This is a genomic window from Shewanella vaxholmensis, from assembly GCF_031932135.1.
Classification (GTDB): domain Bacteria; phylum Pseudomonadota; class Gammaproteobacteria; order Enterobacterales; family Shewanellaceae; genus Shewanella; species Shewanella hafniensis.
Genome location: NZ_JAUOEV010000018.1, coordinates 60,241 through 75,581, shown reverse-complemented (window position 1 = coordinate 75,581; position 15,341 = coordinate 60,241). Strand labels below are relative to the sequence as shown.

Genomic DNA, 15,341 nt, shown 5'->3' with positions numbered 1-15,341 from the left:
GCTAAAAAGGCGCAAATTATAGCGCCTCAGTTCGAGCTTGGCTAGGCAAAGCCCGAGATGAGCTCGGGCTGATGAGGGTTATTTTGTGGCTTCGAGCAAACCTTTGACTTTAGCGAGCTCAATCCGCGCATATCTATGTTCAACAAAATCATAAATATTGGTTGCCAATGCTAAGCGGAAATAGTTAGCAGCATCTTGATATTGCTTGTTTTCTATTGCCATTTTCGCCAAGTAAAAATAAGCCTCACATAAACGTTCTGCATATTCTTTAGGATGAGTTAAGCCGACTTTGGCGGCAGCAAACACCTCATCATGGCTCTTAGTACCTAAATAATAATCAACGATAACGGTCGCCCATGCATCATTGTCTAAATTCTTACGGTTTTCAGCTAACTGTTTTTTAGCTTCGACAGCATCATCTTTAAAATCAATCAAATACAGCCATAATGCCCGATAACCGTCTTTATTATCGCCGGCATAAAATGCCTGCATATCTTTAGTGGCTAAATCGTTACGGTCGCCATAGTACAAGGCAATACCGCGATTCAAATAGGCATAATCGTAATTAGGAGCAAGCTCTAACACGCCATCGAATGCTTCATAGGCGCTAGCGTATTCGCCTTCTTGGGTGTAATAAATCCCAAGAAAATTATAGGCATCGGCGAGATCGGGTTGCAGCTTCAGCGCTTGCATAAAATCGATGCGCGCGAGCAGTCTTAAGCCCACACTGTCGTAAATCACACCGCGATCGTAATGAAATCTGGCTCTTTGCTCATTGGTTAATTCGACCGTAGCCAAAATCTCGTTGAGCTTCGCTAACGTCACTTCCACTTTATAATCGGGCATGACAGGTGCGATAACCAATTTACCTTCAACATCATTATGGTTATCTAAAGGAGACTGGGTGGTAGCGCATCCGGCTAACAACAGACTGGCGCCCGCCAGCACAGCAACGACAGCGGTTCTAATTTTAAGACTCATCCATTTCTACCTTTTTAGATTCCCAACATACGCAGAAGAATCTTCATGATAGCAATCCCACCACAGGACTGCTATTGGGGAATTAAGATTAATACTGACTTTCTTAATGCCAAAAACAAAAAAGGAGATCATTTGATCTCCTTTTGATGCAATCACTTAGAAAGTGTGTGCCAATAATAAGTCAAAGACTCATTATTCAGCAGCGGCAGTTTCTTTAGTTTGTGCTTCTTTGATTGACAGACGTACGCGGCCTTGACGATCCACTTCCATTACTTTAACAGCAACTTCTTGGTTTAGTTCAAGGTGATCAGACACGTTAGCAACACGCTCATCACTGATTTGTGAAATGTGTACTAAACCGTCTTTGCCCGGCAGAATGTTCACGAATGCGCCGAAATCAACGATACGGATAACCTTACCATTGTAGATACGACCCACTTCAACTTCTGAAGTGATTTCTTCGATACGACGGATAGCTTCTTTGGTTGCTTCGCCGTTTGAAGAAGCGATCTTCACAGTACCGTCATCTTCCAGTTCAATCGTAGTGCCCGTTTCTTCAGTAAGAGCCCGGATAACTGCGCCGCCTTTACCGATAACGTCACGGATTTTTTCTGGGTTGATCTTGATAACAGTGATCCGTGGAGCGTGATCAGAAATATCATCACGGTGTGAACCAATCGCTTGATCCATCACGTTCAGGATATGTACACGTGCGCCATAGGCTTGTTGCAGTGCGATATCCATGATTTCTTTAGTGATACCTTCGATCTTGATATCCATCTGCAGTGCAGTAATACCATCACGCGTACCCGCAACTTTAAAGTCCATGTCACCTAAATGATCTTCATCACCTAAGATGTCAGAAAGAACAACGAAATCATCGCCTTCTTTCACTAGACCCATAGCGATACCCGCTACAGAAGTTTTGATAGGCACACCAGCATCCATCAGCGCTAGTGAAGTACCACATACTGACGCCATAGAGCTTGAACCGTTAGATTCAGTGATTTCAGATACAACGCGCACGCTGTATGGGAATTCAGCAGCTGAAGGCATAACAGCATTGATACCACGCCATGCTAACTTACCATGACCGATTTCGCGGCGCTTAGGTGAACCCACCATGCCTGTTTCACCAACAGAGTATGGAGGGAAGTTATAGTGCAGCATGAAACGGTTAGTGCGCTCGCCCATGATGCTGTCAATCTTCTGTGCATCACGTTCAGTACCTAAAGTACAAGTGACTAACGCTTGAGTTTCACCACGAGTGAACAATGCGCTACCGTGAGTACGTGGCAATACGCCCGCTAACACACTTAAGGCACGGATCATGTCTGGTTCACGACCATCAATACGAGGCTCACCACGGATGATGCGACCACGAACCACTTTCTTCTCTAAGCTACCCAGCAAGTTGTCTACTTCACGTAAATCAACGCTTGGATTGCTCGCTAACAAGGCTTCTTTTGTTGCTGCTTTAACAACAGAAACTTGAGCATAACGATCTTGTTTAACTTGGATTTTATACGCATCACCTAAACCCGCTTCTGCAAGCTCTTTGATTTGGGCAACTAAATCGGCATCTTGCGTTGGTGCAGTCCAATCCCAAGTTGGTTTACCAGCTTCTGCTTTAAATTCAGCAATCGCTTTGATAACCACTTGTTGTTGATCGTGACCGTAAACAACAGAACCTAACATCACTTCTTCTGGTAATGCTTGGGCTTCTGATTCCACCATTAATACTGCGCCAGCAGTACCAGCAACCACTAAGTTCAGTTGGCTGGTTGCAAGTTGCGCAACACTTGGGTTCAACACGTATTCGCCATCAATGTAACCCACACGTGCAGCACCTAAAGGACCGCTGAATGGAATACCAGAAATAGCCAGTGCCGCTGAAGTACCTATCATAGAGATGATATCTGGCTCGATTTGTGGATCGACAGAGACTACAGTAATGATAACTTGAACTTCGTTTTTGAAACCATTAGGGAAAAGAGGGCGAATTGGACGGTCAATCAGACGAGCAATTAATGTCTCATCTTCTGAAGGACGGCCTTCACGCTTAAAGAAACCACCAGGAATTTTACCTGCTGCGTAGGTTTTTTCTTGATAGTTAACAGTCAGAGGGAAAAAGTCACGACCAGCTTCTGCTTCTTTTTTACCGACAACAGTGACCAACACAGTCGTGTCACCCATGCTAGCTAAAACGGCTGCATCTGCTTGACGCGCTATAACACCTGTTTCCAGGGTGACTGTATGTTGACCATACTCAAAACTCTTTACAATAGGATTCACGTGACCCATTCCTTAATTAATGACCTTGAATTACGCGCGTAAGTATACTGCAAATCGGATCAATAGATAAAGAGCAGATAATGATGACAAATACGTAACTTTTCACTAAAGTGGTTAAATCAACAAAGAGTTGCGGTTTACATTGATACGGAAATTCTCGCAGATGGTGAATAATTATCATAAAGGATGCGCCCGATGACAGGCCGTTTTAAGTCACTGACGTGGAAACAAACTAATCTAGTCGTATTTACCGCCCTCTTTTTTGCCATTGCAATTTTTATTGTTGAAATCGCTTTAGTCGTCGTATCAACCAAACAACAGCTCACAACTACCCAGCAAGAACTCCTTGATTCAGTTGAACAACCAGCTGCAAATGCCGTCTGGGCTTTGGATGATAATTTAGCCCGCCAAACATTAGAAGGGGCCATTAAGGTTGAACATGTCGGCTCAGCAGTGATTGAGCTCGACGATGGTTCCATGTTTGTTTCAGTCAGCAATAATAAAAAGAACAACTCGCAGACTTTTATCAGCTTAAGTAACAAATTATTTGATGATCTCAAGGAAATATCTCGCCCGCTGTACCGCCCTTTTTATTTTGAAGGCACCCAACAGCAACAACTTATTGGCACATTAACAGTTTTCTACGACACCCAAGAGCTGACAAATACCCTTTTCTCACAGTTAAGATTTAGTTTTTTCGCCACACTTGCCCGCGCTCTCTTGCTCACCTTAGTATTATCTGTCGTCTTCCATCGCTTCTTAACTCAGCCTATCGCACGCATCAGCGAGGCCATAGATAAGATTGAGCCCGACTCTCCGGACGAAAACCTCTTACCTATGTCCAATGCGCACAAGGATGATGAACTCGGTCTAGTGACCTCTAAATTCAACCAAATTCTTATCCAATTTAGCCAGACCCAATCCAAACTGCGCAAGATGGCGACCCGAGATCCGCTAACAGGCTTACCCAACCGCACGCTATTGCTTGAAACCATCGCAGTCACAATCCAACGTTCGCGAGTACACAAACGCAGCTTTGCCTTGATGTTTATCGACTTAGACCGCTTTAAGAATATCAACGATTCCCTTGGCCACGCATTAGGCGATCAATTTCTTGCCCGTATTGCCCGCATCCTTGAACGCTTCGTTGGCGATAAAGGCACAGTTTCCCGCTTAGGTGGCGATGAATTTGTTATTCTGGCTGATACAGTTCACACCCCTGATCAAGCGGCAGATTTTGTAGATAAGCTACTGATCCAGCTCAATGTCCCGATTCAATTAAATGAACATGCAATTCATCCTGCGGCATCGATTGGGATTTCTATTTATCCCGAAGACGGTAACAGTGCTGAAGATTTGATCCGTCACGCTGACATTGCCATGTACAGCGCGAAAGCTGCAGGCTCGAATCAATGGGCCTTCTTTAAACAGCAGATGACAGAGCGCGCAGCTGTGCGTTTACGCACCGAAGCATCTTTGCATGATGCGTTAAAAAACAACGAATTTTTACTGTATTTTCAGCCAAAACTCGACCTACAAACGGGCAAAGTGATCGCCTGTGAAGCCCTGATCCGCTGGCAAAAAGACGGCCGACTCATCAGTCCGGTTTCTTTTATTCCCGTCGCGGAAGAAACAGGGATCATCATTCCAATTGGACGCTGGGTAATAGAACAAAGCTGCAAGGTCTTGAGGGAGTGGCAGAAAAAATATAACTATGCCATCCCAATTGCGATTAATGTTGCCTCACAACAATTTGCCGATGCTAGTTTAGTTCCCGATATCAAGCAGATGGCATTACGCTATCAAATCCAACCCGAGTTGTTGGAAATTGAAATCACTGAAACCTCGTTGATGAACGACATTGAACTGGCTATCGCTAAACTTGAGCAACTAAAATCTGCAGGATTTGGTATTGCCGTCGATGACTTCGGCACTGGGTATTCATCACTTTCTTACCTACGCCATTTACCCATCACCACTATGAAAATTGACCGCTGTTTCGTGTCCGATTTACCAGGGGATAGTGCAATCGCATCGACCATTTTGATGTTGGGTAAGCAGCTTAATTTGACCATTGTGGCCGAAGGAATTGAAAACGAGCAGCAATTGAATTGGTTGAAGGAGAATCAGTGCCAAGTCGGCCAAGGTTTCTATTTTAGCCAACCCTTGCCCCAAGCGGAATTTGAAGCCCTGTATATAGCGACACAGACAGCAACGATAAGCACTTTAGATGGACTACGTGGTGCTTAGAGTTCTTTAATCAAACCCAAGATTTAGGCGGCGTTAAGGCCAGCGTAAAGACATAATATCGACATGCTCCGGCCTAAATCCTACACAGCTTGATTTAATCATCTACTGAATTTTAGGCAATAAAAAAGGAGGCTTAAGCCTCCTTTTTCACGCTAGTCAACGCGAGATTAACGACGTAAACCTAACTTTTGGATCAGTGCAGTGTAACGTGCTAAATCAGTACGTTTCAGGTAAGCAGTTAACTTACGACGTGAGCTAACCATACGTAACAGACCACGACGTGAGTGGTGATCGTGAATGTGCTCTTTGAAGTGATCTTGCAAATGGTTGATTTGCGCAGTTAACAAAGCAACTTGAACTTCAGTTGAACCAGTGTCGTTTTCGCCACGGCCAAATTCAGCCAAAATTTTTGCTTTTGCTTCAGTACTTAGTGACATGTATATCTCCAAATAAATAATTATGAATCTCTAGCCGATCACTAACTCAGCCAGAGGGCGCGCTATTCTACCCAAAAACCCACCCTAGCGCAATAAAAGGTGGAGACTAATCCATGAACAAATTAATTAATTTGTTCATGGATAGCAGACTATTGCGATTCTACAGGCTCGTCATGGATTACTATGAGTCGTTTCGGTGCAAGCAAGCCGTCTTCGTTGATAGTACCAATCCCCACAAATCGGCGGATGTCACCTAAAGTGATACGCACCAGTTCATCGGTTTTCAAGTCTGCATTAACGGGCACCCGAACAGCCTGACCTTGCATTAAATAAGGGGCGATTGCATCTGGCACATTCACCTCAGGAAAATCGGCCACGGCCGTGTCCATAGGTAACAACAGCGGATCAAGTAAAACACTCGGATCTATCTGTTGTTCATGTGCTTGGGCAACAAGCGCTTCAAGTTGTTCTAAGGTAACCATTCTTGCATAGGGATATTGTGCAACTTGAGTGCGACGCAACATGATCACATGGGCGCCACATCCGAGCATTTCGCCGAGATCGTCTATGATAGTGCGAATATAAGTGCCCTTAGAACAATGAATATCTAAGGTCAGCTCATCGCCTTCAAGACCGATGAAATTAAGCTCAAATACCGTAATAGGGCGAGATTCGCGCGGCACTTCAATGCCTTCACGGGCATATTTATACAGGGGCTGGCCCTGATATTTTAGCGCGGAATACATAGAAGGCACTTGCTGAGTCTCGCCGCGGAAGAAATCAAGCGCGGTTAATAACTGCGCCTCAGTAAAATCAATGGCGCGGGTTTGCACCACTTCGCCATCGGAATCACTGGTATCCGTACGCTCACCCAGTTTTGCGGTAACTAAATAACGTTTATCAGCATCTAACAGATGCTGGGAAAACTTAGTCCCTTCGCCTAAGCACACAGGTAACATACCTGTTGCTAACGGATCGAGTGCGCCCGTATGCCCTGCTTTGTTCGCATTAAAAAAGCGCTTTACCCTTTGCAATGCAAAGTTAGAACTCATGCCCGTGGATTTATCCAGCAGCACTATTCCATCAATAAAACGACCTTTTGGACGACGAGCCATTAATCTTTACCTTCCGTTTCATCTGCATCATCGGCAATATCATCACCTAAGACTTCATCTTCAACCGATGCGTCTTCGCTGCCAAATTGCTGCTGCTTCGCTTTGTCTTGGTTGATCACTTGGCTAACTAAGTTAGACATGCGCATACCTTCAACCAGCGAGCTATCATAGATAAAACGCAGTTCAGGCATCACACGCAGCTTCATACGGCCAGCCACTAAAGTGCGGATATAAGGAGCGGCGCTGATCAAAGCATTTAGCTTTTCTTGAACAACGGCTTTGTCTTCTTCAAAGAAAGTCACGAAGACTTTTGCATAACTAAGGTCGCGTGAGACATCGACGTCATTCACGGTTACAAAGCCAATACGAGGATCTTTCATGTCGCGCTGTAGCACTTGAGCCAGTTCTTGCTGAAGCTGCTGAGCGATTCGACGAGTACGACTGAATTCTTTTGCCATAATATTTCTTACCATAGCTTAAATTGATAAGGGCGGCTAAAGCCGCCCTTATTATCGTTACAGAGTACGAGCAATCTCGACGGTTTCGAATACTTCGATTTGGTCGCCTACGCGAACATCGTTGTAGTTCTTAACGCCAATACCACATTCCATACCATTGCGAACTTCAGCAACGTCGTCTTTAAAGCGACGTAGAGATTCAAGTTCACCTTCGTAGATAACCACGTTATCACGTAGTACGCGAATTGGTGCGCTACGCTTGATGGTACCTTCGGTAACCATACAGCCAGCAATTGCGCCCAGCTTAGGTGATTTGAACACGTCACGCACTTCAGCCAGACCAATAATTTGTTGTTTGAATTCAGGAGACAGCATACCTGTCATCGCTGCACGAACTTCATCAATCAAATTATAGATTACGCTGTAGTAACGTAAATCAACACTTTCGCTGTCGATTGTCTTACGCGCTTGTGCATCGGCACGCACGTTAAAGCCAACCAGGATAGCGTTAGAAGCTGCCGCTAAGGTTGCATCCGTTTCAGTCAGTGCACCCACACCGCGAGCGATGATGTTCACTTTCACTTCGTCGGTAGACAGACCTGTTAACGAGTCAGTAATCGCTTCGAGTGAACCTTGTACGTCTGCTTTAAGAACGATGTTCAGTTCTTTCACTTCGCCGTCTGTCATGTTCGCGAACATGTTTTCTAGCTTAGATTTTTGCTGGCGTGCCAGTTTCACATCACGGAACTTACCTTGACGATACAGGGCAACTTCACGCGCTTTACGCTCGTCACGTACTACTGTTGCTTCATCACCTGCAGACGGAACGCCTGACAGACCCAGAATTTCAACAGGAATAGATGGACCCGCTTCAGTAATTGAACGACCGTTCTCGTCTTTCATTGCACGGATTTTACCGTACTCAAGACCACACAGAACGATATCACCTTGGCGCAAAGTACCTTCTTGAACCAGAATCGTTGCCACTGGGCCGCGACCTTTGTCCAATTGTGATTCAATGACCACACCGGCAGCCATACCATCACGTACCGCTTTCAGTTCGAGAACTTCAGCTTGCAACAAAATGCCTTCTAACAGTTCATCAACGCCTTCACCTGTCTTAGCTGAAACGAAGGCAAACATGTTGTCTCCACCCCAATCTTCAGACATGACGCCGTGTTGTGACAATTCGCTCTTAACGCGATCGATATCCGCTTCCGGCTTATCCATCTTGTTCACAGCCACGATTAATGGCACGTTACCGGCTTTAGCATGTTGAATAGCTTCGATAGTTTGCGGCATTACACCGTCATCGGCAGCAACAACTAATACAACGATATCCGTTGCCTTGGCACCACGGGCACGCATTGCAGTAAACGCGGCGTGACCAGGAGTATCAAGGAAAGTGATCATGCCGTTTTCAGTTTCAACATGGTATGCACCGATATGCTGAGTAATACCACCGGCTTCGCCAGCAGCCACTTTAGCGCGGCGAATATAGTCGAGTAGTGACGTCTTACCGTGGTCAACGTGACCCATGATAGTCACAACTGGTGCACGAGATTCTAGCTTGATGCCATCTTCATCGTCACGGTCTTGCATCACTTGGTGCTCAAGTTCGTTTTCACGGATAAGCACAACTTTGTGGCCCATTTCTTCAGCAACTAACTGGGCGGTCTCTTGATCTAACACTTGGTTGATCGTAACCATAGAACCCATTTTCATCATTTGCTTGATGATTTCAGTCGCTTTCACTGCCATTAAATGCGCAAGTTCAGAAACAGTCACAGTTTCACCGATACGCACATCACGGCTTACCGCTGCAACTGGCTTATTAAAGCCGTGCGCCATAGACTCAGGTGCAGTACTGCGGTTACGCATGTGTTTTTCACGGCCGTCACGGGCATCTTTGCCACCACGTTTTTTGGCGTTACTCTTGTTACGAGCACGACGTCCGCGTTTTTCTTCATCCAGATCAGAGGTATCTTCAGCAGCACGCGCTACTTTAGAGGTGGTGATGTGGTGATCGCCGTTTTTCTCAGCTTCTAAACGTTGACGTTCTTCTTCAGCCCAACGCTTAGAGTTTTCTTCTGCAAGTAAACGCGCTTTTTCAGCGGCTTTAGCCGCTTCTTCATCTTGCTTACGCTTAGTTGCCGCTTCTTGTGCCGCTTTTAAACGCTCAGCTTCTAAACGTGCCGCTTCAGCTTCTGGTGAAGTATCTTTGGTCACTTTCACTTCGGCTGCTGCTTTGGCTTTCGCCTTGGCTTCTGCATCAGCTTTTGCCTTCGCATCAGCTTCTGCTTTCGCTTTTGCCGCAGCAGCATCTGCTTCAGCCTTTGCTTTTACCAAAGCTTCTGCTTCGGCCTTCGCTTCTTCTTCAGCCTTCAGAGTAGCCTCATTAGCATCACGCTTGACGAAAGTTCGTGTTTTACGAACTTCAACTTTAACATCTTTAGATTGACCACCATTACCAGCCACACTCAGGGTCGATACGGTTTTACGCTGCAACGTCATTTTCGTTGGCGCATTTTCGCCACCGTGCTGCTTTTTCAGATAATCCAGTAACTGCTGCTTTTCAGCTTCAGTCACGTTATCAGCTTGGCCTTTCTTAATTCCAGCCTGAGAGAATTGCTCAATCAGACGTTCAACACTTTTACCCACTTCCGTGGCCAATTTCTCTACGGTAGTATCTGCCATCAGTTAAATCCCCCTGTTGATCGACTTATGCTTCTTCGCCAAACCAACAGATATTGCGGGCTGCCATGATGAGCTCACCTGCTTTTTCTTCTGTCAATTCTTCAATTTCGATCAAATCATCAATGCCTTGTTCAGCCAAGTCTTCTAGAGTCACAATACCTTTGCTAGCGAAAACATAGGCTAAGTGTCTGTCAACACCTTCAAGTGCTAGCAACTCTTCACTTGGCTCCACACCATCCAGTGCTTCTTCAGTAGCGAGAGCTCGAGTTGAGATCGCCGCTTTTGCACGTTCACGTAAGGCTTCAACGAGATCTTCGTCAAAACCGTCAATCGCCAATAGTTCAGACACAGGCACATAGGCAACTTCTTCGAGCGACGTAAAGCCCTCGTCCGCCAGTACTTGTGCAAAATCTTCATCGACATCCAGTGAGTTAACGAATAAATCAACCACCTTGGCACTTTCTGCCTGGTGTTTCTTATTCATATCGTCCACTGTCATAACGTTCAGAACCCAACCTGTCAGCTGTGTTGCTAAACGTACGTTCTGGCCATTACGTCCAATGGCTTGTGCCAAACTATCTGCTTCAACAGCGATATCCATTGAATGGTTATCTTCGTCAACTATGATAGAGGCCACATCGGCTGGCGCCATGGCATTGATCACGTATTGTGCTGGATTATCATCCCACAACACGATATCAACACGTTCGCCACCCAGTTCATTCGACACAGCTTGTACACGTGCACCACGCATACCCACACACGCACCGATAGGATCGATACGACGGTCATTTGACTTAACGGCGATTTTAGCGCGCGCGCCTGGATCACGGGCTGCGCCCATAATCTCAATCAGTTCATCAGCAATTTCAGGTACTTCTACACGGAAAAGCTCGATTAGCATTTCAGGTTTAGTACGGCTTAAAAATAACTGTGCGCCGCGAGCTTCTGGACGTACTGAGTACAGTAATGCACGTACGCGGTCGCCTGGGCGGAAAGATTCACGTGAAATTAAATCTTCACGGAACAACACGCCATCAGCGTTATTACCTAAGTCAACCACTACGCTTTCACGAGTTGCTTTTTTGACTATACCAGTGATTAACTCACCTTCTTGGTCTTGGAACTGTTCAACCACTTGAGCACGTTCAGCTTCACGTACTTTCTGTACGATCACTTGCTTAGCAGTTTGAGTGGTAATACGGTCAAACACCACTGACTCGATATCGTCTTCGATAAACTCGCCAGGTTGGATATCTGGATTTTCGTATCGTGCCGCTTCTAACGTGATTTCGCGGTAAGGATTTTCTAACGCGGCACCGTTGTCATCAACCACCATCCAACGACGGAAAGTATCATAACCACCGGTTTTACGGTCGATAGCAACACGAACGTCAATATCACCTTCGTATTTTTTCTTGGTTGCTGTGGCCAGAGCAATCTCTAGCGCTTCAAAAATTTTCTCGCGTGGAACGGCCTTTTCATTTGAAACCGCCTCAGCGACTAGCAGAATCTCTTTATTCATCTCGTCTTGCCTCGTTCACCTTGAAACCATCAAAACTTAGCGATTAAGTTGCCTTTGCGGATATTATCCAATGCGACAACTAACTCTTTACCATTCACTTTCAGCGAGAGCATTTGCCCGTCGACCGCAGTGATGGCGCCTTTTAAATTACGACTGCCGTCAACCGGCATAGTCAATTGAAGCTTTACATCCTCGCCCACATAGCCCGCATACTGCTCGGCAGTAAATAAGGGTCTATCAACACCTGGCGAAGAAACCTCTAGGGTATATTCTGTAGAAATAGGATCTTCAACATCGAGTACAGCACTGACTTGGCGACTTGCATTGGCACAATCTTCAATATTGATACCATTCTCACCATCAATGAACACTCGCAGTGTGGAATGCTTACCCGCTTGAACATATTCAATGCCCCATAGCTGAAAGCCTAATGCTTCCACAGGTACTTTGAGCATTTCTGCCAGTCTGAATTCTAACGTTGCCAAGATTGACCCCCGAAAAAACAAAAAAGGGCTTAATAGCCCTAGTACAACGCCACATACGAAGCATGCGACAAATTTAAAAGTCCCAGATAACAAAAAACCCCGTAATCACGAGGTCATTAATTTCAAGAACCTGTAAACCATAACGAATTCAAACACTATTCGTTACTAGGAGCTGGTTGCGGGGGCCGGATTTGAACCGACGACCTTCGGGTTATGAGCCCGACGAGCTACCATGCTGCTCCACCCCGCGTCAACTGTGTGCAAGTATATTGACTATCGTCATTTCTTGCAATAACTATGAGAGAACTTATGTTGTCTATCTTAGTTATATTTGGTGCCGAGAGCGGGACTTGAACCCGCACGACCGTTAGGTCACAGCCACCTCAAGGCTGCGCGTCTACCAATTTCGCCACCTCGGCGACACCTTTTACTAGTCAGGAATTTTCGTTTCTGACTTTTGGGTTCCTTGCTCAACAGGTTGTGTGACCTGTTCAGTGTCTGAACCTAAATTTTTCCATGAATCTTCATTTTTTGCGTGGTTTGCACTTAAGTTGCCAATCAGCAGACTTAAGGTAAAAAACGCAATGGCAAGAATCGCCGTAGTGCGTGTCAGGAAGTTACCTGAACCGCTTGAACCAAACAGAGTACCTGATGCACCGGCGCCAAAAGAGGCCCCCATGTCAGCTCCCTTACCTTGCTGAATTAATACTAGGCCGATCAGACCTAATGCAACCAACAAGTAAATAACTACTAGAACTTCATACATATTATGCGCTCATCGCTATGGTACACAGACTTAAAAACTCGCTAGAGTTTAAGCTAGCACCGCCAATCAGTCCACCATCAACATCAGGTTGGGCAAATAAATCTGCAGCATTACTCGGCGTTACACTACCACCGTAGAGAATCCTGATATTTTCTCCGATAAACGGAGACACTTCAGAGAGGCGTTTGCGAATAAACGCATGAACTTCTTGTGCCTGCTCTGGTGTAGCGCTTTTACCTGTTCCTACAGCCCAAAGTGGCTCGTAGGCGATAATGGCGTTATCAAAAGCCATAGTACCATTCTTCTGGATCACTATGTCCAACTCTTCAGCAATCACCTCAAAGGTACGTCTTGCTTCACGTGCTGGACCCGACTCACCCACACATAAAATGGGAGTTAAGCCATGCTTTTGTGCAGCGGCGAACTTCTCCGCTACGATATTACTCGTCTCTCCGTACATACGGCGACGTTCTGAATGCCCGATAATCACATATCGACATCCTGAATCTTTGAGCATCTGACCTGAAACTTCTCCGGTATAAGCGCCAAAGTCGTGTTGACTTAGGTTTTGTGCGCCCATCCTAACAAGTGAACCGTCTAACGCTTCCTTGTTTGCTTCTAGCAGTTGCCTGACGCTCTCTAGATAGATAGAAGGCGGGCATAAAACCACTTCAGCTGAATCATTTTGGAGCTTAGAGGCAAATTTCTTGAACAACTCTTGGGCTAATGCCGCACTGCCGTTCATCTTCCAATTGCCAGCTACCATAGGACGTCTGAGTGCCATCACTATCTCCTCTGAAAGCGGCGTGAATAATAGCGAACCACTTATTAAGTTACAATAGCTAAATTCGAATTTTTTCAGATCTCAGGTTGGAGTGCTTGTTTTTTAGACTCAAAAGCTGATTTCTGTTCATTTGTGCAGCTAACACCTTAATTTTAAATTAGTATCAGCCGCACTCATTATTAAATAGGCAAAGATTAGCTTGCCGATTTTACCGCATCCGCAATCAAATTTGCGTGCGCCAATACTGTACTATGATCGTCACCTTCTACCATGACACGGATCAAAGGTTCAGTACCTGACTTACGTAATAGCACTCGACCACGAACACCAAGCTCTGACTCAACCTGTGCCTGTGCCGCTTTTACTTTATCTGATTGAAGCGGGTCATGCTCGCCCTCAAAGCGCACATTGACTAATACCTGTGGCAACATTTCCATCGCAGAAGTCAATTGTTCTAGCGTGGCATTTTGGCGACGCATGGCCGCTAACACTAAAATCCCCGCGACAATACCATCACCGGTTGTGCCGTGGTCAAGATTAAGGATATGCCCTGAATTCTCGCCACCGATGCGCCAATCGAGTTCTTTCAGTAATTCCATCACATAGCGGTCGCCCACTTTTGAACGCGCAAAAGGAATATCTAGTGCTTGCAAGGCTAAATCAAGCCCAAGATTCGACATCAAGGTGCCAACCACACCACCGCGCAATACCCCGCGAGATTTCGCATCACAGGCAAGAATATATAAAATCTGATCGCCGTCGATAACTTCGCCTTTGCTGTTGACCATCATAATGCGGTCGCCATCGCCGTCGAGCGCGATACCTAAATCGGCACTTTCGGCCAAAACGGTTTCACAAATCTTGCCCATGGACGTTGCGCCCACTTTATCATTGATGTTCATCCCGTTAGGCTTATCACCAATGGCAATCACCTCGGCGCCTAACTCACGGAACACAGCTGGTGCTATGTGATAAGTTGCGCCATGGGCACAATCGACCACAATTTTTAGTCCAGTTAACGTGTGTTCTGCAGGGAAGTTACCTTTGCAATACTCGATATAACGGCCACGGGCATCTTCAATGCGCGATACCTTGCCTAACAGATGTGATTCAACACAAACGAGGGGCTTTTCAAGCTCAGCTTCGATTTCTAGCTCTAAGTTATCGTCTAACTTACTGCCGTCGGTCGAGAAAAATTTAATGCCGTTATCGTAATAAGGATTGTGTGATGCGCTGATCACCACCCCTGCTTCGGCGCGAAACGTACGCGTCAAATAGGCGACTGCGGGCGTGGGCATAGGCCCCATTAACATCACATTAAGACCTGCGGCAGAAAGACCCGCTTCTAATGCCGACTCAAACATATAACCCGAAATACGGGTATCTTTACCTATGATCACCTTTTTGGTACCACTGCGGGATAATACGCGACCCGCTGCCCAACCTAATTTCAGTGCAAGCTCAGGCGTCATTTGACCTGAACCGACCTTTCCCCGAATACCGTCAGTTCCAAAAAATTTACGTTCTTTCATATCGCCCCACAAACTC

General features: G+C 45.8%; 12 protein-coding genes and 2 tRNA genes. 1 reads left to right on the top strand and 13 read right to left on the bottom strand.

From position 1 onward, the window contains the following. Positions 1–78: 78 nt before the first annotated feature. A complete protein-coding gene (nlpI, locus tag Q4Q46_RS15465; protein WP_006086937.1) occupies positions 79–981 on the bottom strand; it encodes a lipoprotein NlpI in 903 nt (300 codons plus the stop codon). Between the two features lie 192 nt (positions 982–1,173). Continuing rightward, positions 1,174–3,276: a polyribonucleotide nucleotidyltransferase gene (pnp, locus tag Q4Q46_RS15460; protein WP_300482598.1), complete on the bottom strand. Its 2,103-nt coding sequence runs from the start codon at positions 3,274–3,276 to the stop codon at positions 1,174–1,176. A 195-nt stretch (positions 3,277–3,471) separates the two neighbouring features. Here pnp and Q4Q46_RS15455 point away from each other — a divergent pair, with 195 nt between their 5' ends. Next, positions 3,472–5,526, top strand: a complete 2,055-nt coding sequence (locus Q4Q46_RS15455; protein WP_311899856.1) for a putative bifunctional diguanylate cyclase/phosphodiesterase — start codon at positions 3,472–3,474, stop codon at positions 5,524–5,526. Positions 5,527–5,693: 167 nt separating this feature from the next. Here Q4Q46_RS15455 and rpsO read toward each other — a convergent pair whose 3' ends face one another. The 11 genes from rpsO to glmM all read right to left on the bottom strand — a co-directional run bounded on the left by rpsO (position 5,694) and on the right by glmM (position 15,325). After that, positions 5,694–5,963 (bottom strand): 30S ribosomal protein S15, encoded by a 270-nt coding sequence (gene rpsO, locus Q4Q46_RS15450; protein ID WP_106651344.1) that lies wholly within the window; start codon positions 5,961–5,963, stop codon positions 5,694–5,696. A 149-nt stretch (positions 5,964–6,112) separates the two neighbouring features. Further along, entirely contained in the window at positions 6,113–7,078 is a 966-nt protein-coding gene (truB, locus tag Q4Q46_RS15445; RefSeq protein WP_311906394.1) for a tRNA pseudouridine(55) synthase TruB, read from the bottom strand. Further along, a complete protein-coding gene (gene rbfA, locus Q4Q46_RS15440; protein WP_105251700.1) occupies positions 7,078–7,536 on the bottom strand; it encodes a 30S ribosome-binding factor RbfA in 459 nt (152 codons plus the stop codon). Before rbfA ends, truB begins: the two co-directional genes overlap by 1 nt. A gap of 57 nt (positions 7,537–7,593) precedes the next feature. Further along, positions 7,594–10,233, bottom strand: coding sequence for a translation initiation factor IF-2 (gene infB / locus Q4Q46_RS15435; protein ID WP_311906393.1), 2,640 nt, complete (start codon positions 10,231–10,233; stop codon positions 7,594–7,596). A gap of 25 nt (positions 10,234–10,258) precedes the next feature. After that, on the bottom strand, positions 10,259–11,758 hold the full coding sequence (gene nusA / locus Q4Q46_RS15430) for a transcription termination factor NusA (protein WP_220590918.1): 1,500 nt from the start codon (positions 11,756–11,758) through the stop codon (positions 10,259–10,261). A 29-nt stretch (positions 11,759–11,787) separates the two neighbouring features. Continuing rightward, on the bottom strand, positions 11,788–12,243 hold the full coding sequence (rimP, locus tag Q4Q46_RS15425) for a ribosome maturation factor RimP (RefSeq protein ID WP_006082718.1): 456 nt from the start codon (positions 12,241–12,243) through the stop codon (positions 11,788–11,790). Between the two features lie 173 nt (positions 12,244–12,416). Then, positions 12,417–12,493, bottom strand: a tRNA-Met gene (locus tag Q4Q46_RS15420). An 82-nt stretch (positions 12,494–12,575) separates the two neighbouring features. Beyond that, positions 12,576–12,662 (bottom strand) — tRNA-Leu (locus Q4Q46_RS15415). Positions 12,663–12,673: 11 nt separating this feature from the next. Next, entirely contained in the window at positions 12,674–13,009 is a 336-nt protein-coding gene (secG, locus tag Q4Q46_RS15410) for a preprotein translocase subunit SecG (protein ID WP_006082719.1), read from the bottom strand. 1 nt (position 13,010) lies between these two features. Further along, positions 13,011–13,793 carry a triose-phosphate isomerase gene (tpiA, locus tag Q4Q46_RS15405; protein WP_006082720.1) on the bottom strand — a complete coding sequence of 261 codons (783 nt, stop codon included), beginning with the start codon at positions 13,791–13,793 and terminating at the stop codon, positions 13,011–13,013. 194 nt (positions 13,794–13,987) lie between these two features. Continuing rightward, the gene (gene glmM, locus Q4Q46_RS15400) at positions 13,988–15,325 is read right to left on the bottom strand and encodes a phosphoglucosamine mutase (RefSeq protein WP_311906392.1); all 1,338 of its coding nucleotides are present in this window, start codon (positions 15,323–15,325) and stop codon (positions 13,988–13,990) included. Between the last annotated feature and the right edge of the window lie 16 nt (positions 15,326–15,341).